The following is a 19135-nucleotide window of genomic DNA, read 5'->3' on the forward strand; positions in this document are numbered from 1 at the left end:
AAGCGGCGGGAAAGGGCTTGGGCGGGCGCAGCTAACGCACGCCGGCGCCGGCCAGCAGCGCGGTTCGGGTCACGAGCAGGACCTGGTCCTCGCCTGCGGAGGTTTCCAGCCAGACGACTTCGAGCTGCGGGAAAGCTGTCTCGAGGTATTCGCGCTCGTTGCCGATTTCCAGCACCAGCACGGCCTCTTCGCTCATGCGCGAAGGGGCGTCGGCGAACAGCTGGCGAACGAAGTCCATGCCGTCGACACCGCCGGCCAGCGCCAGCTCGGGCTCGGCGCGGTATTCGGCGGGCAGCGCGGCCATGCTCGCGCTGTTCACGTAGGGCGGATTGCACAGCACCAGGTCGTACGGACCGGGCAGGCTGGCGATGCCGTCGGATTCGATCAGCCTGATGCGCGCATCGAGCTGGTGCCGGGTGACGTTGATGGCGGCCACCTCGAGCGCTTCGGCCGACAGGTCGGCGGCATCGACCGAGATGTCCGGATAGGTCATGGCCGCGAGCACTGCCAGGCTGCCGTTGCCCGTGCACAGGTCGAGCACGCGCTGCGTGTGCTCGCCGAGCCAGTAGTCGATGCTGCCGTCTGCGATCAGTTCGGCGATGAAGCTGCGCGGCACGATGGCGCGCTCGTCCACGTAGAAGGGCACGCCTTGCAGCCACGCCTCTTTCGTGAGGTAGGCAGAAGGCTTACGGGTGGCGATGCGTTCGTCGAGCAGCGCCGCCACCTTGGCGGCATCGGCTGGTGAAACCGCCGTGTCGGCCACCGCATCGATGTCGTCCAGCGGCAGCTTCAGGCGCCACAGCACCAGCCAGGCGGCTTCGTCGAAGGCATTGGCCGTGCCGTGGCCGAAGGCGACCCCGGCGTCTTCCAGCCGCCTGGCGCCGGCTTCGATCAGCTCGATGACTGTGCTCATCTGGCCAGCGACGCGTCGAGCCGCTCCAGCGTGCGCTTGTAGATGTTCTTCAGCGTCTCGATCTCGGCCACGTCGATGTGCTCGTCGATCTTGTGGATGCTGGCATTGACCGGGCCGAACTCGACCACCTGCTTGCAGATCTTGGCGATGAAGCGCGCGTCGCTGGTGCCGCCGCTGGTCGAGAGCTCGGCCGTGATGCCGGTTTCATCGGCAATGGCAGCCTGGACCGACGTGACGAGTTCGCCTGGTGTCGTGAGAAAGGGCAGGCCGCCGATGGTCCAGGCCAGCGAGTAGTCCACGCTGTGCGCATCGAGCACTGCATGCACGCGCTTCTGCAATGACTCGGCCGTCGATTCGGTCGAGAAACGGAAATTGAAATCGATGACCGCGCTGCCCGGGATCACGTTGCTCGCGCCGGTGCCCGAATGAAAGTTGCTGATCTGCCAGCTGGTGGGCTGGAAGTAGGCATTGCCTGCGTCCCATCCGCCTGCGGCGTTGATGGCCACCAGTTCGGCCAGCGCGGGCGCCACGGCATGCACCGGGTTCTTCGCGAGGTGCGGGTAGGCGATGTGGCCCTGCACGCCATGCACGGTGAGCTTGCCGCTCATGGTGCCGCGGCGGCCGTTCTTGATCATGTCGCCGCAGCGCTCGACGGCCGTGGGTTCGCCGACGATGCAGTAGTCGATGGTTTCGCCGCGCGCGGCCAGCGCGTTGCAGACAATGACTGTGCCATCGACGCCGGGGCCTTCCTCGTCGCTGGTGAGCAGCAGCGCGAGCGTGAGCCTGGGATCGGGCGTGGCCTGCAGGAATTCCTCGATGGAGACAACGAAGGCCGCGATCGATGTCTTCATGTCGCAGGCACCGCGGCCATAGAGCTTGCCACCGCGGTGGGTGGGCGTGAACGGATGGCTGGTCCACTGCTCGACCGGCCCCGTGGGCACCACGTCGGTGTGGCCCGCGAACACCAGCGTCTTCGTCGGCGCGGTGCCGGCCGGCCGGCGCACCGCCCACAGGTTGGTCACGCGGAAGTCGTCCGGACCGCTCTCGATGGTTTCGAGCGTGAAGCCCAGCTGCACCAGCCGTTCGCCGAGGATCTGCTGGCAGCCCGCATCGTCGGGGGTGACCGAAGGGCGCGAGATGAGTTGTTCGGCGAGCTGGAGGGTACGGGACATCGGGCGAGGGCTGTGTTCAGAACTTCACGTCGAGCGTGATGTCGGTAAAAGTGGGTTCGTCGACCTGGTCCGTCAGGTGGCGGTCTTCGGCCTGCGGCTTGGGCGCGGCGCGGTTCTGCAGCCGCCACATCAGGTTGGTGGGCGAATCGGCCTGGGCCAGGCCTTCCTCGCGCGTCACGCGCCCTTCGGTGACGAGGCGGGCAATGTCTTCCTCGAAGGTCTGCGAGCCTTCGGCCATCGACTGCTCCATGGCTTCCTTGACGGCGGAGAAGTCGCCCTTTTCGATCAGCTCGGCCACCAGCGCCGTGTTGAGCATGACCTCGAGCGCCGGCACGCGGCCGCCGGCGGGCGTGCGCAGCAGCCGCTGCGACACGATGGCGCGCAGCGCCGAGCCCAGGTCGCCCAGCAGCGTGGGGCGCACCTCGACCGGGAAGAAGCTCAGGATGCGGTTGAGCGCGCGGTAGCTGTTGTTGGCATGCAGCGTGGCCACGCACAGGTGGCCCGACTGTGCATAGGCAATGGCCGCGGTCATGGTTTCGCGGTCGCGGATCTCGCCGATCTGGATCACGTCGGGCGCTTGGCGCAGCGCGTTCTTCAGCGCGACCTGCAGCGATTCGGTGTCACTGCCCACGTCGCGCTGGTTCACCAGCGACTTCTTGTTGGTGTAGGTGAACTCGATGGGCTCTTCCACCGTGAGGATGTGGCCCGTGGCGTGCTCGTTGCGGTAGTCGAGCATCGAGGCCAGCGTGGTGGTCTTGCCCGCGCCGGTTGCGCCCACCATCAGGATCAGCCCGCGCTTTTCCATGATGAGCGTCTTGAGGATGTCGGGCAGGTTCAGGTCGGCGAAGCTCGGAATGGTCGAGGCGATGTGCCGCACCACCACCGCATAGCTGCCGCGTTGGCGCATGGCGCTGATGCGGTAGTTGCCGGCGCCCTCGAGCATCACGGCCATGTTGAGTTCGCCCGTTTTTTCCAGTTCCTGGATGCGGGCTTCGGGCACCACTTCGGCCAGCAGCGCGAGCGGCGCGGTGGCTGGCAGCACCTGGGCGTTGATCGGCACGCAGGTGCCGTTGATGCGGATCAGCACCGGGGAGTGCGCCGAGAGGTAGATGTCGGAGGCCTTGCGCTCGGCCATCAAACGAAGGATCCGTTCCATCATGTTCATCGGGCTCTCTCCTCGGGTGCTGTGTTTGTTCTAACGGGGGGGAAATTCAGTCGCGTTCAGTCGCGCAGCAGGTCGTTCAGCGAAGTGGTCGAGCGCGTCTTGGCGTCGACCTTCTTCATGATGATGGCTGCGTAGGTGTTGTACTTGCCGCCGGGCTTGGGCAGGCTGCCGGCCACCACGACCGAGCCCGCGGGCACGCGGCCATAGAGGATCGTGTCGGTGGCGCGGTCGTAGATGGGGGTGCTCTGGCCGATGAACACGCCCATCGACAGCACCGAGTTCTCTTCGACCACCACGCCCTCGACCACTTCGGAGCGCGCGCCGATGAAGCAGTTGTCCTCGATGATGGTGGGGCCGGCCTGCAGCGGCTCGAGCACGCCGCCGATGCCAACGCCGCCCGACAAGTGCACGTTGGCACCGATCTGTGCGCACGAGCCCACGGTGGCCCAGGTGTCGACCATGGTGCCTTCGCCCACGTAGGCGCCGATGTTCACATACGAGGGCATCAGGATCGCGCCCTTGGCGATGTAGCTGCCGCGGCGAGCCACGGCCGGCGGCACGATGCGAACGCCCGATTCCTTCAGCTCGTTGGCCGACAGGTGCGAGAACTTGGTGGGCACCTTGTCGTAGAAGCCGAGCGAGCCGGCCTGCATCTGCTCGTTGTCCTTCAAGCGGAACGACAGCAGCACGGCCTTCTTGATCCACTGGTGCACGGTCCACTGGCCCACGCTTTCGCGGGTGGCGACGCGCAGCTTGCCGTTGTTGAGCTCGGAGATCACGTGCTCGACGGCATCGCGCACTTCGGCGGAAGCGGCGCTGGGCGAGATGTTGGCGCGGTCTTCCCACGCGGCGTCGATGGTTTGTTGCAGTTGCTGGGTCATGGAGAAAGTCTCGGGTAAAAAATGGGAGCCAGGAAAGCAGCGTTCAGCCTTGCGGGCCGGATCGCACGAAGCGCACGATGCGCTCGGCGGCTTCCACGCATTCGGCCGTTTCGGCCACCAGGGCCATGCGGATGCGGCCTCTACCTGGGTTCGCGGGGTTGGCGCCGTGAGCCGTGTCGCGCGCCAGATAGCTCCCCGGCAGAACCGTCACATTGTATTGAGCGTAGAGCGCGCGGGCGAAGGCTTCGTCGTCGCCAGCCCACACTTGAGGAATGCCGGCCCAGAGGTAGAAGCTGGCATCGGGCAAGCGCACGTCGAGCACGGGTTCGAGCAGCGGCGTGACGGCCGCGAACTTGGCGCGGTACTGGGCGCGGTTGTCCACCACGTGGGACTCGTCGCCCCAGGCCGCGATGCTGGCCGCGGCCACGGCGCCGCTCATGGCGCTGCCGTGGTAGGTGCGATAGAGCAGGAACTTCTTGATGATGGCCGCGTCGCCCGCCACGAAGCCGCTGCGCAGGCCGGGCACGTTGCTGCGCTTGGACAGCGAGGTCAGCGCAATCAGGTTCCGGAAGTCGGGCCGCCCGAGCTTCACCGAGGCCTCGAGCCCGCTGAGCGGGGGCTCGTCGCGGAAGTAGATCTCGCTGTAGCACTCGTCGGCGGCAATCACGAAGCCGTGGCGGTCCGACAGATCGAAGAGCCTTTTCCATTCGTCCAGCGACATCACCGCACCCGTCGGGTTGCCCGGCGAGCAGACGAACACCAACTGCGTGCGGGCCCAGACGGCCTCGGGCACGCTGTCCCAGGCAACCGCGAAATTGCGCGCGGGTACGCTGGCCACGTAGTACGGCTCGGCGCCCGAGAGCAGGGCCGCGCCCTCGTAGATCTGATAGAACGGATTGGGCGACATCACCACCGGCTGCGGCGAGGCGGTGGGGTCGACCACGGTCTGCGCCAGCGAGAACAGGGCTTCCCGCGAACCATTGACAGGCAGCACCTGCGTGGCCGGGTCGAGGGCCAGGCTGTAGCGGGTTTTCAGCCAGTCCGTGAAGGCGGTGCGCAGGGTCAGGTCCCCGGCGGTCGCGGGGTAGGCGGCCAGCGCGCCGAGGCTGGCGCTCAGGGCGTCCTTGATGAAGCCCGGCGTGGCGTGCTTGGGTTCGCCGATGCCCAGGCTGATGGCCGGGAACTCGGGGTTGGGCGTGACGCCCGCGAACAGTTGCTTCAGCCGCTCGAAGGGATAGGGTTGCAACCGCGAAAGCAGGGGATTCATGCCCGGGATTATCGGTGACAGGTGTTACCGCTCCTGGCGAAACGGCTACTGGCAGCCGACAGGCGTCAGGCCGCGCTGCGCCGATAGAAGGCGAGCGAGCCCGCCAGCGCCAGCAGCATGCCGCCGCAGGCGCGATCGATCCAGCGCGTGGCCGATACGGTCAGCACCCGGATCGCGCGGGCGCCGACGAACGCGTAGCCCAGCATCACCAGCGTGTCGAGACCCGCGAAGATCAAGGCAATGATCAGGTACTGCGGCGCCTGCGCAGCCGCCGGATCGATGAACTGCGGCAGGAGCGCCGAGCAGAATATGTAGCCCTTGGGGTTGGTCACCGCCACCAGGAAGGACTTGAGGAAGATGCGGCGACTTTCTCCCGCCGTGACCGAGGCGGCGGCATCCGCGTTCGGCAACTTGAAGCCGCCCTTGGAGCGCAGCATGCGCAGCCCGAGCCAGGCCAGGTAGGCGGCGCCCACCCACTTGAGCATCGAGAACCAGAACTCCGACGCCGCGAGCAGCGCACCGAGCCCGAGCGCCACGGCGCCGACCAGCACGAAGTCCGACAGCACCGCGCCGAGCATGCCCGGCAGCGCCCGGCGCACGCCGTGGCGGGAGCCGTTGCTCAGCGCCAGCAGCACCGTGGGGCCGGGCGTGGCGATGGCGGTGAAGGCGACGAGAGTGAACAACAGGGCGGTGGCGAGCGTCATGGCGGCAGGCGTCCTTCTTTCAGCTTCAGATTTTCTTGACCAGCACCTGGCTCTTGCGGTCCCAGTTGTACTTGCGCTTGCGGGCTTCGGGCAGCCAGTCGGGGTTGACCTGCTGGAAGCCGCGCTTCAGGAACCAGTGCATGGTGCGCGTGGTGAGCACGAAGATGCTTTCCAGCCCCATGGCCTTGGCGCGGTGCTCGATGCGCTTGAGGATGCGCTCGCCGTCGCCCTGCGCCTGCGACTGGGGCGAGACGGTCAGCGCAGCCATCTCGGCGGTCTTTGCCTCGGGGTAGGGGTAGAGCGCCGCGCAGCCGAAGATCACGCCGTCGTGCTCGATGACGGTGTAGTGGCCCACGTCGCGCTCAATCTCGGTGCGGTCGCGCTTGACCAGCGTGCCGTCGCGCTCGAAGGGCTCGATCAGCTGCAGGATGCCGCCGATGTCGTCGACCGTGGCTTCGCGCAGGCTTTCGAGCTTCTCGTCGATCACCATGGTGCCGACGCCGTCGTGCACATACACCTCGAGCAGCAGCGAGCCGTCCAGCGCAAAGGGCAGGATGTGGTTGCGCTCCACGCCGCCCTTGCAGGCCTTCACGCAGTGCTGCAGGTAGAAGGCGGTGTCGGTGGGCTTCTGCGGCGGCGGCAGCGACGCCAGCAGCTTCTCGGCCGCGGCGAGCGGCAGCTCGGTATCGATGGGGTTGTCTTCGCTCTCGGGCAGTTCGCTGTCGATGCGGATGCCCGGGATTTCGGTCAGGAAGATCAGCTTGTCGGCCTGGATGGAGATGGCCACGCTGGTGGCGACTTCTTCCATCGTCAGGTTGAAGGCCTCGCCGGTGGGCGAGAAGCCGAAGGGCGAGATCAGCACCATGGCGCCGAAGTCGAGCGTGCGGCGGATGCCCACGGCGTCGACCTTGCGCACCAGGCCCGAATGTTTGAAGTCCACGCCGTCGACCACGCCCACGGGGCGCGCGGTGATGAAGTTGCCCGAGATCACGCGCACCGTCGATCCGGCCATCGGCGTGTTCGGCAGCCCCTGGCTGAAAGCGGCCTCGATTTCGTAGCGCAGCTGGCCGGCGGCTTCCTGCGCCGAGTCGAGCGCCACCTCGTCGGTGATGCGGATGCCGTGCGAATAGCGCGCCTCGTGCCCCTTGGCCGCGAGCTGCTCGTTGACCTGCGGGCGGAAGCCGTGCACCAGCACGATCTTGACGCCCATGCTCTGGATCAGTGCCAGGTCCTGCGCAATGTTCTGCAGCTTGCCCGCCGCGATCGCCTCGCCTGCCAGCGCGACCACGAAAGTCTTGCCGCGGTGCGTGTGGATGTAGGGCGCGACCGAGCGGAACCAGGGCACGAAGGTGAAGTTGAAAACGGTGGACATGGAGCGTGATTGTGCATTCTTGGAGGGCGGTTCGTGCGGCTCAGGCCATCGCGCGGCAGCCGGGCGGCGTGCAACGGCGGCGGCGCGCGCCGATAATGTGCGGTTTGCCTGCCGCGCCTTCCCGAACAGCTTTCCCCTTGACGACCACGACACCTTCCGCCCCCTTGCGCATCGACTTTCCCGAATCGCTTCCGGTCTCTGGCCGGCGCGATGAAATCATGGCCGCCATCGCCGCGCACCAGGTAGTGATCGTCTGCGGCGAAACCGGTTCGGGCAAGACCACGCAGCTGCCGAAGATCGCGCTCGCGCTCGGCCGCGGCAAGCTCAATGCGCCGCCGGGCAAGGGCCGGCTCATCGGCCACACGCAGCCGCGGCGCATTGCCGCCAGTTCGGTCGCCAAGCGCATTGCCGAAGAACTGAAGACGCCGCTGGGCGACGTGGTCGGCTTCAAGGTTCGCTTCCAGGACAGGCTGAGCCGCGACGCGTCGGTCAAGCTCATGACCGACGGCATCCTGCTGGCCGAGACGCAGACCGATCCGCTGCTCAAGGCCTACGACACGCTGATCATCGACGAGGCCCACGAGCGCTCGCTGAACATCGACTTCCTGCTCGGCTACCTGCGCGAGATCCTTCCGCGCCGGCCCGACCTGAAGGTGATCGTGACCTCGGCCACCATCGATGCCGAGCGCTTTGCGCAGCACTTTGCATCGGCAAAAGGCCCTGCGCCGACCATCATGGTGTCGGGCCGCACCTTTCCGGTCGAACAGCGCTACCGACCCTTCGAGGAATCGCGCGAGCACGACCTGAACGACGCGATTGCCGACGGCGTCGACGAGCTCTGGCGCGATCCGCACAACGCCGGCGACATCCTCGTGTTCCTGCCCGGCGAGCGCGAGATCCGCGAGGCGGCCGACCATCTTCGCCGCCACCTGAGCCATCAGCCGCTGTTTCGCAATGCCGAGGTGCTGCCGCTGTTTGCGCGGCTGTCGGGCCCCGAGCAGGACCGCATCTTCGACAGCCATTCGGGCCGGCGCATCGTGCTGGCCACCAACGTGGCGGAAACCTCGCTCACGGTGCCGGGCATCCGCTACGTGATCGACACCGGCACCGCGCGGGTGAAGCGCTACAGCTTCCGCAGCAAGGTCGAGCAGTTGCTGGTCGAGCCGATCAGCCAGGCCGCGGCCAACCAGCGCGCCGGCCGCTGCGGCCGCGTGGCCAACGGCATCTGCATCCGCCTCTACGACGAGAAGGATTTCGACGGCCGGCCGCGTTTTACCGATCCCGAGATCCTGCGCTCTTCGCTCGCGGGCGTGATCCTGCGCATGAAGTCGCTGCGCCTGGGCGACGTGGCGCGCTTTCCGTTTCTCGAGGCGCCGTCGCCGCGCGCGATTGCCGACGGCTACCAGCTGCTCAACGAACTCGGCGCGGTCGACGATGCCAACGAGCTCACGGCCACGGGCGCAGAGCTGGCCAAGCTGCCGCTCGATCCGCGCGTGGGCCGGATGATCCTCGAGGCCCGCACGCGCGGCGCGCTCGAAGAAGTGCTGGTGATCGCCTCGGCGCTCAGCGTGCAGGACGTGCGCGACCGGCCGATGGAAGCGCAGCAGCAGGCCGACCAGGCGCATTCGAAATTCGACGACGAGAAGAGCGAGTTCAGCGGCTACCTGCGGCTGTGGAAATGGATTGCCGATGCGCGCGGCGGGCACGGTGACACTCACAAGCTCAGCAACCGCCAGTACGAGCAGTTGCTGCGGCAGAACTTCATCAACATCCGCCGCGTGCGCGAATGGCGCGACATCCATTCGCAGCTGCTCACGGTGGTCACCGAGCACAAGTGGCGCATCAATGCCGAGCCTGCCGGCTACGAGCCGCTGCACCTCTCGATGCTCGCGGGCCTGCTCGGCAACGTCGGCTGGAAGCTGGAAGACGACGAGGCGTACCTGGGTGCGCGCGGCATCAAGTTCTACAAGCATCCGGGCGCGCACCTGAAGAAGAAGCCCGGCCGCTGGATCGTCGCGGCCGAGCTGGTCGAGACCACGCGGCTCTTCGGCCGCGGCATCGCCAACATCGAGCCGCAGTGGCTCGAGCAAGTGGCCGGCCACCTGCTGAAGAAGCAGCTGCTCGATCCGCATTGGGAGAAGAAGGGCGCGCAGGTTTCGGCGCTGGAGCGCGCAACGCTCTACGGCCTCGTGGTGTACAGCGGGCGCCGGGTCGATTTCACCAAGGTCGATCCGGTCGCGGCGCGCGAGATCTTCATCCGCGAAGCGCTGGTCGGCGGGCAGTGGGAGAGCAAGTTCCCGTTCCTCGCGGCCAACCGCAAGCTGGTGCGCGAGGTCGAGGGTCTGGAGCACAAGGCGCGCCGGCAGGACGTATTGGTCGACGACGAACTGATCTTCGCCTTCTACGACGCGCAGCTGCCCGTCGACGTGGCAAGCGGCATCAGCTTCGAGAACTGGTACCGCCATGCGTCGAGGGAGCAGCCGCGCCTGCTTTTCCTCACGCGCGAGGAACTGATGCGCCACCAGGCGGCGGGCATCACCACGCAGTCCTTTCCGCCCACACTGCGGCTTGGCGGAGTCGATTGCGCGGCAAGCTACCTGCACGAGCCGGGCGATGCGAAAGACGGGCTCACTGTCAGCGTGCCGCTCTTCGTGCTCAACCAGGTGAGCGAAGAGCGCTGCGAATGGCTGGTGACGGGCATGCTCAAGGACAAGATCCAGGCGCTGCTCAAGAGCCTGCCGCAGCGCCCGCGCTCGCGGCTGGTGCCGCTGCCCGAGTCGGCGGCGAAGCTCACGGAAGAGCTTTCGGCGCCCGAGGTGTTCGGCCACGGCTCGCTGACCGACGTGCTGCTCAAGCGCGTGCGCGACGTGACGAGCATCGACGTCAAGCGCGCCGATTTCAAACTCGACATGCTGCCGCCGCACCTGTTCATGAACCTGCGCATCGTGGACGAGCACGGGCGCCAGCTTGGCATGGGGCGCAACCTGGGCGCGCTCAAGGCGGAACTGGGGGCGCAGGCGCGCGGCGCTTTCCAGGCGCTGGCGGGGCTCAATGTGAAGGCTTCCGCGGACCGCAAGCCGGCCGGCGCGACCGAGGGGCCCGCGCAGGCGAAGGGCAATGCCGCTGCGCCTGCTGCCGCCGCCGCGCCGAGCCTGCCCGCGGGCCAGCGCTACACGAACTGGAGCTTCGGCGAACTGCCCGAGCTGATGGAAGTGCGCCGCGGATCGCAGTCGCTGATCGGATTTCCGGCGCTGCGCGACGAAGGCGATGCCGTCACCATCGAGGTGTTCGATGAGCCGGCCGTGGCAGCCGCCAAGCATCGCGCCGGGTTGCGCCGCTTGTTCGCGCTGCAGCTGAAGGACGCGCTCAAGTACCTCGAGAAGAACATCCCCGACCTGCAAAAGATGGCCGTGGCCTACATGCCGCTGGGTACCTCCGAAGAGTTGCGCGCGCAGATTATCGACGTGGCGATCGACCGGGCCTTTCTGCAGGAGCCGCTGCCCACCGACGAGTTCGCATTCAAGCGCCGCCTGGAAGAAGGCCGTGGCCGGCTCACGCTGATCGCCAACGAGGTGGCGCGGCTGGCCTCGACCATCCTGACCGAGTACGCGGCCGCCGCGCGAAAGATCAAGGACACCAGGATCCAGCCCGAAGCCGTGCAGGACGCCGCCCAGCAGCTGCAGCGCCTGGTCGGCAAGCGCTTCATTGCCGACGCGCCATGGACGCAGCTGCAGCATTTCGCGCGCTATCTCAAGGCCATCGTGCTGCGGCTCGACAAGCTGCGCAGCGACCCCGCGCGCGACACCGCCAAGCTGGCCGAACTGCGGCCGCAGGAGCAGCGCTACTGGCGGCTGGTGGCCGAGCGCAAGGGCGTGGTGGACGAGCGCATGCTCGAATTCCGCTGGCTGCTCGAGGAGCTCCGCGTGAGCTTCTTCGCGCAGGAACTGCGCACGCCGCAGCCGGTCAGCGTCAAGCGGCTGGACAAGGCCTGGGCCCAGCTGCAGGCCTGATCCGGATCGGCGGGCAAAAAAAAGAAGCCCGCTTTTCGCGGGCCTCCTTCAGGTGCACGAACTGCCGGGCAGCGTCATATGCGGCCCATGAGCACCAGGATGATGAGGATCAGCACGACCAGGCCCAGCCCCCCGCTGGGCCAGTAGCCCCAGCTCCGGCTGTAGCCCCAGCTCGGCAGCGCACCGATCAGAAGCAATATCAGAACGATCAGCAGAATGAACGAGAGGGACATGCGTTTCTCCTGGGCCTTGTTGTTACGAGCACCCATGCTCAGTGTCAGGAGACCGGGGGCACGCCGGATAGCCGCTTCTTCGGCGGTCAGGGCTTTCCTACCGCTATCGTCGGCATTCGAGCCGTGCGGGCCCGGTCAGAGCCGTGCGAGCCGATCCAGCGCCGCAATCAGCGTCTCGTCCTTCTTGGCGAAGCAGAAGCGGACCACGCGCTGGTCGAAGCCGTTGCCGTAGAACGCCGACAGCGGAATTGCCGCCACGCCGATCTCGCGCGTCAGCCACAGGCAGAACTCGGCTTCGGACAGCTCGCTCACCGCCGAGATGTCGACGCACTGGAAATAGCTGCCCTCGCTGCGCAGCAGCTTGAAGCGGGTTTTGTCGGCCAGTCCGGCGGCGAACAGGTCGCGCTTGCGCTGGTAGAAGGTGGGCAGTTCGAGGTAAGGCCTCGGCTCGGCCATGTACTGCGCGAGCGCATGCTGCATCGGCGTGTTGACGGTGAACACGTTGAACTGGTGCACCTTGCGGAATTCGGCCATCAGCGGTGCGGGCGCCGCCACGTAGCCGACCTTCCAGCCGGTGACGTGGTAGGTCTTGCCGAAGCTGCTCACGATGAAGCTGCGCGCCGCCAGGCCCGGGAAGCGCGCCACGCTTTCATGCTGCGCGCCGTCGTAGACCATGTGCTCGTAAACCTCGTCGGCAATCACGAAGATGTCGGTCGGGGCCAGCAGTTCTTCGAGCCTGCGCATCTCGGCAGCAGTCCAGACCGTGGCGCTCGGGTTGTGCGGCGTGTTCACGATGATCGCGCGCGTGCGCGGAGACAACGCTGCGGCGATCTTGTCGAAGTCGGGGCGGAAGGTGCCAGGCGTGAGCGGCACGCGCACCACGCTGCCGCCGGCCAGCTCGATATTGGGCACGTAGCTGTCGTAGCACGGCTCCAGAACGATCACCTCGTCGCCCGCGCGCACCACGGCCAGGATGGCGGTGATGATGGCTTGCGTCGCACCGGCCGTGACGGTGATCTCGTCGGCAGCGCTGTAGCGGTGGCCATAGAGCGCCGAGATCTTGCCGGCAATGGCTTCGCGCAGCGCCGCAATGCCGGGCATCGGCGGGTACTGGTTGTGGCCCGCGGCCATGGCGGCCGTCACGTCTTCGAGCAGTTTCGGATCGCAGTTGAAATCGGGGAAGCCCTGGCCGAGGTTCACCGCGTTCTTCTCCGCCGCGAGCGCGGACATCACGGTGAAGATGGTGGTGCCCACGGAGGGCAGCTTGGTGGCGATCTCCGGGGTGCGGGGGGAGGAAAGAATGGCGCTCATGGTCGTGCTCGGAAACGGAATCGGGGTCTGGATCAAAGTTCGTAGTCTTGCTGATGCCCGCTCAGGGCCTTCGCGATCAGGTTGCGATCGAGACGGTCGGACAGCAGTTCGGCAAACTTGAAGACGAAGTTGCGCAGGTAGGCGCTGCGCTTGAATGCCACCCGCGCGATGTTCTGGCCGAAAACATGCCCCATCGGGCGCACCACGAGATCGGCGTTCGATTCGTCGCGGACCGCCATCTCGGCCACGATGCCCACGCCGAGGCCCAGGCGCACGTAGGTCTTGATCACGTCGGAATCGATGGCTTCGAGCGCGATGCGCGGCGTGAGCTTCTTCTGCGCGAAGGCATGGTCGATGCGCGTGCGGCCGGTGAACGACGGGTGGTAGGTGATGATGGGTTCGAGCGCCAGGTCTTCGAGCGAGATGCGCTCCTTGGCCGCGAGCGGATGGTCCTTGGGCAGCACCAGCACGTGCTGCCATTCGTAGCAGGGCAGGGTCACGAGCTCGGCGTAGTCGGCGAGCGACTCGGTGGCAATGCCCACTTCGGCGATCTCGTCGATCACCATGCGTGCGACCTGGTCGGGCGAGCCCTGGTGCAGGCTCACGTTGACCTTCGGATAGGCCTCCCGCAGCTTGGCCACCGGCACCGGCAGCACGTAGCGCGCCTGGGTGTGGGTGGTGGCAATGGAGAGGGTGCCGCTGTCCTGCGCACTGAACTGCTCGCCGATGCGCTTGAGGTTGCCGACCTCGCGCATGATCAATTCGATGCTGGCGATGACGTGCTGGCCCGGTTCGGTGACCCGCTTCAGGCGCTTGCCATGGCGGGCGAAGATTTCGACGCCGAGTTCTTCCTCGAGCTCGATGATGGCCTTGGACACGCCCGGCTGCGAGGTGTGCAGCGCCTTCGCCGCCTCCGTCAGATTCAGGTTGCGCCGCACGGCTTCCTGAACAAACTTGAATTGGTGCAGATTCATATCAAATTCCGTCTTATTACGGAATTCATTATGCCTTCGGAGTCTATCGAAATTGCCGGAATTTCAAGATTTGCTTGCAATTCTGGCCAGCAGGTCGATCAGTTCGGGCTCTTCCCCGACGATGGCGGCCAGCTGGAAGTCGACCTGCGGCCAGGCTTGGCGCAGCGCCTCCACCTGCAGCGGCAGGTCTTCGCGGGCATGCTTGCCCATGCCCAGGAAGAGCGGAACCACCCGAACCACCTTGGCGCCGCTGGCAATCAGGGCCGCTGCGGCGGTGCGCAGGTCGGGCGCGGCGAGTTCCATGTAGGCACAGGCCACGCGGGCTTGCGGGTCGAGCGCCGTGACGCGCGCGGCCACGGCCTCGATGGGCTTGCGCCAGCGCTCGTCGCGCGAACCATGGGCCAGCAGGACGATGCCCTTCGCATTCCCCGTTGCCATCTGCGCTACCTTCGAAGCACCAGCCAGCTGAACGCGGCCAGCGACATCACCGAATAGATGAGCCCTGGCGCCGCCGCTGTCAGCCAAGGCGACCAGTTGCTCAGGTTGCCGAGGTAGCCGAACACGTTGTTCAGCAGGAAGAAGCTGATGCCGATCATCACGCCGCCGAACACGTAGGTGGTGATGCCGGCCTGGCGGAAGTGCAGGTAGGCGAAGGGCAGGGCGAGCACCACCATCACCAGACACGAGAGCGGGTAGAAGACCTTGCGCCAGAACTGGATCTCGTAGCGCTGCGCGGTTTGCCCGTTGGCCTCGAGGTGCTGGATGTAGTCGAACAGGTCGATGGTGCCCATGCGGTCGGGCCGCAGCAGTGCCACCGACACCATTTCGCTGGTCAGCGTGGTCGGCCAGTCGAGCTGCGGCATCTTGGTGGTCACGATGCGGGCCTTGTCCGCGGCGGTGCGCGTCTCGTAGTCCTGCAGTTCGACATCCGACAGTTGCCAGTGGTCGTCGAAGATGCGCGCCGAGGACGCGACGAGCTGCTTGCGCACATAGCCGTTGGCGTCGAACTCGAAGATGCGCGCATTCTTGAGCGAACCGTCGCGGGCGATGGACAGCACGTTGACCGCATAGGACACGTTCTCGCGCTTTTCCTTGAGCCAGGCGCCCGTGTTGCCGACCAGCGAGTAGGAACCCTGGTAGCGGGACTTGAGCAGCTGCCCGGTGCGCTCGGACGCCGGTGCGATGTAGTCGCCAATGGCAAAGGTGAGAACAACGAAGCCCACACCCAGCAGCAGCAGGGTGCGCAGGGCGCGCCACGGCCCCAGGCCGCTGGTGCGAAGAATGGTGTATTCCGAGCTTTGCGCAAGGCGCGCCATCACGAAGATGCAGCCGATCAGCACCGTGATCGGGAGCAGTTCGTAAAGGTGGCTCGGAATCAGCAAGGTCACGTAGATCAGTGCCTGTGCGGGGCCGTAGGCAAGGCTTTCGGGCTTGCCGATCGACTGCAGTTCGTCGACGAAGTCGAAGAAGAAAAACAGGCTCAGGAAGCCGAGGGTCACGAAAGCCACGGCTTTCAGTGCCTCGACATAGATCAGGCGTCGAATTGTTTTCACGAGGTCGGGTCGATTTTCGTGGGCTGCTGGGATGGCAGGCCGCCTGCGATGACGTGCTCGGCCTTGCGCCGCCGGCCCCAGTTGTTGTTGCGCAGGAGCAGCCACGCGACGCCGATCAGCAGCACGCCGCCGTGCAGCAGCAGCATGAACGAGCCCATGCCGAAGCGCCCGGAACTGATCCAGCTCTGGCCGAGGTTGAGCATGTTGTAGTAGACGACGAAGGCGAACAGCGCGAACAGCAGGTTGCCGCTGCGTCCCACGCGCGGATTGACGCTCGACACCGTCAGCGCCAGCAGCACGAAATTGATGGCCGCCAGCAGCATGCCGATGCGCCAGGCCAGTTCGCCGCGGCTCGGGTCGCCGGGTTCGCGCAGGAGCTGAAGCGTGGGCTTGGCGCGCGCCGGCGTGCTGTCGCCGGAGAGAGCGGCATTGCCGCCGGACCGCGTGCCATAGGTCTCGAATTCGCTGATCTTGAGCCCCGCGGTGGGCAGCAGTGGCCGCTCCAGCCTTTGGCCGTTGCTCAGCATCAGGAAGCGGCTGTTGCCGACGTCCTCGATGCGTCCGCTGCGTGCCGAGGTCGTGATCTGCAGGCCGCGCTCGATCGCCCAGATGAACACGTTGGTGGCCGTGGCGCCGTCCGGCGTGTCCTTGTCGATGAAGAAGACCCGCATGCGCCCGGACGATTCACGGAATTCGCCCGGCGTGACCCGCTCGATGTCGCTGCGCCCTTCATATTGCGCCCGCATGCCGATGGTCTGCGAGTTGGCCCACGGCCAGCCCAGCAGCGCCATGACCGCGATCAGCACCAGCACCGGCCAGGCAAAGCGGAACAGCGGCTCGACGAAATCGGCCAGCCCCCGTCCGCTGGAAAACCAGATCACCATCTCGCTGTCGCGGTACATGCGCGACAAGGTGCCGACAATGGCGATGAACAGGCTCAGGCTCAGGATGGTCGGCATGTAGCCGAGCACCGTGTACGCCATCACGAGGAACACTTCGGACGGGTTCACGCTGCCCTTGGAGGCGAGCCCGAGCGTGCGGATGAGCATCATGGTCATCACGATGGTGACCAGGACCACGAGGGTCGCTCCGAAGCTGCGCGACAGCTCCTTGCGTAGGGAAGAATGGAATAACATCGTTCGAGGAAAAAAAGGATTATGGACTTTCAGCTCAAGACCCTCACCCTCGCCCGCGCCGCGGCCGAAAAATCCGACCTGCTGATCGTGCTCGTCGGCAGCGCCCCCCTCACCGCCAAGGACCCCCTTTCCGCACTGATTGCCAGCGCCCGCAAGGCCGGCGACCTGCCCGACAAGGCCGGCAAGCTGCTCTCGCTCTACCATCCCGACGAGGTGGCGGCGTCGCGCGTGGTGCTTGCCGCCATCGGCGACGGAAAGCCCGCGTCGGTGCGCAGCGGCGTCATTGCAGCGGTCAATGCGGCCAAGGCCCATGCGCCCAAGCGGGTGGTCCTGGTGTTCGCGCACGAGGCCGGTGGCGCGGCAGTCGCATGCGCCGTGGCCGCGGCAGCCGACGCCAGCTATGTCTACACCACCACCAGGTCGAAAGCCTCGAACGGCGATGGAGGCCGCAGCATCCGCCACCTGACGCTCGGCGTGGCCGACGCGGCGGCAGTGGGCAAGGCCTTCGACGAGGCCCGTGCCACGGTGTCCGGCATTGAGCTTGCCAAGGAGTGGGGCAACCGGCCCGGCAACTACTGCACGCCCACGCTGCTGGCCGAGGCGGCCAAGGAGCTCGGCAAGCTGCCCCGTGTCAAATGCGAGGTGCTGGGCCCCAAGGAAGTGCAGAAGCTCGGCATGGGGTCGTTCGCGGCCGTGGCCCAGGGCTCGGCCGAGCCGCTGCGCTTCATCGTGCTGCGCTACCAGGGCGCGCCCAAGGATCAGGCGCCCGTGGTGCTGGTCGGCAAGGGCATCACCTTCGACACCGGCGGTGTCTCGCTCAAGCCGGCGGCCGAAATGGACGAAATGAAGTTCGACATGTGCGGCGCGGCCAGCGTGCTCGGCACCTTCCGCGCGCTCGGAGAAATCCAGCCGGCCATCAACGTGGTGGGCCTGGTGCCCTCGTGCGAGAACATGAACGACGGCCGCGCCATCAAGCCCGGCGACGTGGTGACCAGCATGAGCGGCCAGACCATCGAAGTGCTCAATACGGATGCCGAGGGGCGGCTCATCCTGTGCGATGCGCTCACCTATGCCAAGCGCTTCGAGCCGGCGGCCGTGATCGACATTGCCACGCTCACCGGGGCCTGCGTGGTGGCGCTGGGCGGCGTGCGCAGCGGCCTGTTCACCAGCGACGATTCGCTGGCCGAGGCGCTGCAAGCGGCCGGGGAAGAATCGCAGGACCGCTGCTGGCGGCTGCCGCTCGACGACGAATATGCCGAAGGCCTGAAGAGCAACTTTGCCGATGTCGCCAATGTGGCCGGCCGTGCCGGCGGCGCCATCACCGCGGCCAAGTTCCTGCAACGCTTTGCCGGCGATTTCGTCTGGGCGCATCTGGATATCGCGGGCACGGCCTGGAAGAGCGGGGCGGCCAAGGGCTCGACCGGTCGGCCGGTCGGCCTGCTCGTCTCCTACCTGATGGAACGCGCACGCAACGCGGCGGCCCCTGCGGCATCGCCGAAGAAGGCGGCGCGCAAGAACCTCGGCACGCCCGCACGCAAGGCCCGGTCCGCGCAGTGACGGAAATCGGCTTTCACTTCAATCTGCCGGACAAGGCGAACTATGCCTGCCGGCTGGTCCGCAAAGCCGTGAGCGCGCGCGGATTGCGGGTCGTCGTGGTGGGCGAGCCGCAGCTGCTGGAGGCGCTCGACGCGGCGCTCTGGCAGCTCTCGCCCTGCGACTTCATCGCACATTGCCGCAGCGATGCGCAGCCCCACCTGGTGGCGCGCTCGCCGGTCATCCTTTCCGCCGAGGGCGCCGATGCCGCGGCACTTCCGCACCGGGAGATGCTGGTGAATCTGGGGTCGACGGTGCCCGTTGGCTTCGAGCGCTTCGAGCGCCTGGTCGACATCGTGAGCAACGAGGCCGACGACCGGCAGATCGGCCGCTCGCGCTGGCGCCACTATGCCGACCGGGGCTACTCCATCCAGCCCCACGACTTTGCAAGGAGCGCTTCCTGATGGCCAGCACGCTGCGTACGCCGCCCCGGTTCGTTCCCACGCTGACCACGGTGCTCGACTTGCCGGCCGAGCCTGTGGGCGCCGCCGAGGCAGCGGCGCCCGCCAGCGCGCCGGCACCGGCGGTCGACCCCGCCGAAGCGGTGGCATTGCCGCCGGCCGAGCAGCGCTCCGACGCCGAGATCGTCCGGCTCGAAGAGCAGCTTCTGCACCGCGTGCTGCAGCGCGTCGACCTGTCGTTGGAAGAGCGCCTGAGCGACACGGTCTCGGCCGCCGTGCAGCAGCAACTCGATGCGATGGTGCCTCGGCTGCGCGAGGAAATCGAGGCCGTGCTGCGTGCCCTGGTGATCGAGGCCATGGCCGCCGAGCTCTCGGAAAACACAGGGTCTACGCCAGCTTCCGGCGCATAAAGCTTCAGCTAAACTGCGCGCCAGGTCGGTGGGCGTGAGG

17 protein-coding genes are annotated in these 19135 nt (G+C 66.7%); 4 read left to right on the forward strand and 13 right to left on the reverse strand.

Translation table 11 applies throughout. From position 1 onward, the window contains the following. Window positions 1-31: 31 nt before the first annotated feature. From prmB to argA, 7 genes are all read right to left on the reverse strand, one after another. Window positions 32-913 (reverse strand): 50S ribosomal protein L3 N(5)-glutamine methyltransferase, encoded by an 882-nt coding sequence (prmB, locus tag QFZ47_RS25520; protein WP_307658289.1) that lies wholly within the window; start codon window positions 911-913, stop codon window positions 32-34. Beyond that, on the reverse strand, window positions 910-2085 hold the full coding sequence (gene dapE, locus QFZ47_RS25525) for a succinyl-diaminopimelate desuccinylase (RefSeq protein ID WP_307658290.1): 1176 nt from the start codon (window positions 2083-2085) through the stop codon (window positions 910-912). Before dapE ends, prmB begins: the two co-directional genes overlap by 4 nt. 16 nt (window positions 2086-2101) lie before the next feature. Continuing rightward, window positions 2102-3250, reverse strand: a complete 1149-nt coding sequence (locus QFZ47_RS25530) for a PilT/PilU family type 4a pilus ATPase (RefSeq protein WP_307658291.1) — start codon at window positions 3248-3250, stop codon at window positions 2102-2104. A 56-nt stretch (window positions 3251-3306) separates the two neighbouring features. Further along, a complete protein-coding gene (gene dapD / locus QFZ47_RS25535; protein WP_307658292.1) occupies window positions 3307-4131 on the reverse strand; it encodes a 2,3,4,5-tetrahydropyridine-2,6-dicarboxylate N-succinyltransferase in 825 nt (274 codons plus the stop codon). Window positions 4132-4174: 43 nt separating this feature from the next. Next, window positions 4175-5398 (reverse strand): succinyldiaminopimelate transaminase, encoded by a 1224-nt coding sequence (gene dapC, locus QFZ47_RS25540; RefSeq protein WP_307658293.1) that lies wholly within the window; start codon window positions 5396-5398, stop codon window positions 4175-4177. Window positions 5399-5463: 65 nt separating this feature from the next. Further along, window positions 5464-6102, reverse strand: a complete 639-nt coding sequence (locus QFZ47_RS25545) for a LysE family translocator (RefSeq protein WP_307658294.1) — start codon at window positions 6100-6102, stop codon at window positions 5464-5466. Window positions 6103-6127: 25 nt separating this feature from the next. Further along, window positions 6128-7474 carry an amino-acid N-acetyltransferase gene (gene argA, locus QFZ47_RS25550; protein WP_307658295.1) on the reverse strand — a complete coding sequence of 449 codons (1347 nt, stop codon included), beginning with the start codon at window positions 7472-7474 and terminating at the stop codon, window positions 6128-6130. 95 nt (window positions 7475-7569) lie between these two features. On the opposite strand from argA, the gene hrpA reads away from it, so the two are divergent. Then, window positions 7570-11484 (forward strand): ATP-dependent RNA helicase HrpA, encoded by a 3915-nt coding sequence (hrpA, locus tag QFZ47_RS25555; RefSeq protein WP_370880615.1) that lies wholly within the window; start codon window positions 7570-7572, stop codon window positions 11482-11484. Window positions 11485-11558: 74 nt separating this feature from the next. On the opposite strand, the gene QFZ47_RS25560 is transcribed toward hrpA, so the two are convergent. From QFZ47_RS25560 to lptF, 6 genes are all read right to left on the reverse strand, one after another. Beyond that, the gene (locus QFZ47_RS25560) at window positions 11559-11717 is read right to left on the reverse strand and encodes a DUF3309 family protein (RefSeq protein ID WP_307658296.1); all 159 of its coding nucleotides are present in this window, start codon (window positions 11715-11717) and stop codon (window positions 11559-11561) included. Window positions 11718-11852: 135 nt separating this feature from the next. Continuing rightward, a complete protein-coding gene (locus QFZ47_RS25565; protein ID WP_307658297.1) occupies window positions 11853-13028 on the reverse strand; it encodes a pyridoxal phosphate-dependent aminotransferase in 1176 nt (391 codons plus the stop codon). 32 nt (window positions 13029-13060) lie between these two features. Beyond that, complete coding sequence (locus tag QFZ47_RS25570; RefSeq protein WP_307658298.1) at window positions 13061-14002, reverse strand: CysB family HTH-type transcriptional regulator; 942 nt, start codon at window positions 14000-14002, stop codon at window positions 13061-13063. 63 nt (window positions 14003-14065) lie between these two features. Next, entirely contained in the window at window positions 14066-14440 is a 375-nt protein-coding gene (locus QFZ47_RS25575; RefSeq protein WP_307658299.1) for a sirohydrochlorin chelatase, read from the reverse strand. Window positions 14441-14445: 5 nt separating this feature from the next. Next, entirely contained in the window at window positions 14446-15555 is a 1110-nt protein-coding gene (lptG, locus tag QFZ47_RS25580; protein ID WP_307658300.1) for an LPS export ABC transporter permease LptG, read from the reverse strand. Continuing rightward, the gene (lptF, locus tag QFZ47_RS25585) at window positions 15552-16691 is read right to left on the reverse strand and encodes an LPS export ABC transporter permease LptF (RefSeq protein ID WP_307658301.1); all 1140 of its coding nucleotides are present in this window, start codon (window positions 16689-16691) and stop codon (window positions 15552-15554) included. Before lptF ends, lptG begins: the two co-directional genes overlap by 4 nt. A 21-nt stretch (window positions 16692-16712) precedes the next feature. Between lptF and QFZ47_RS25590 the strand changes: the two genes are divergently transcribed. The 3 genes from QFZ47_RS25590 to QFZ47_RS25600 are packed head-to-tail and all read left to right on the forward strand — an operon-like array spanning window position 16713 to window position 19095. Further along, window positions 16713-18248 carry a leucyl aminopeptidase gene (locus QFZ47_RS25590; protein ID WP_307658302.1) on the forward strand — a complete coding sequence of 512 codons (1536 nt, stop codon included), beginning with the start codon at window positions 16713-16715 and terminating at the stop codon, window positions 18246-18248. Continuing rightward, the gene (locus tag QFZ47_RS25595) at window positions 18245-18688 is read left to right on the forward strand and encodes a DNA polymerase III subunit chi (RefSeq protein ID WP_307658303.1); all 444 of its coding nucleotides are present in this window, start codon (window positions 18245-18247) and stop codon (window positions 18686-18688) included. The genes QFZ47_RS25590 and QFZ47_RS25595 overlap by 4 nt, the downstream gene beginning before the upstream one ends. Further along, a complete protein-coding gene (locus QFZ47_RS25600; protein ID WP_307658304.1) occupies window positions 18688-19095 on the forward strand; it encodes a hypothetical protein in 408 nt (135 codons plus the stop codon). Before QFZ47_RS25595 ends, QFZ47_RS25600 begins: the two co-directional genes overlap by 1 nt. Window positions 19096-19135 lie beyond the last annotated feature (40 nt).

It is taken from the genome of Variovorax paradoxus, from assembly GCF_030815975.1.
GTDB lineage: Bacteria > Pseudomonadota > Gammaproteobacteria > Burkholderiales > Burkholderiaceae_C > Variovorax > Variovorax paradoxus_N.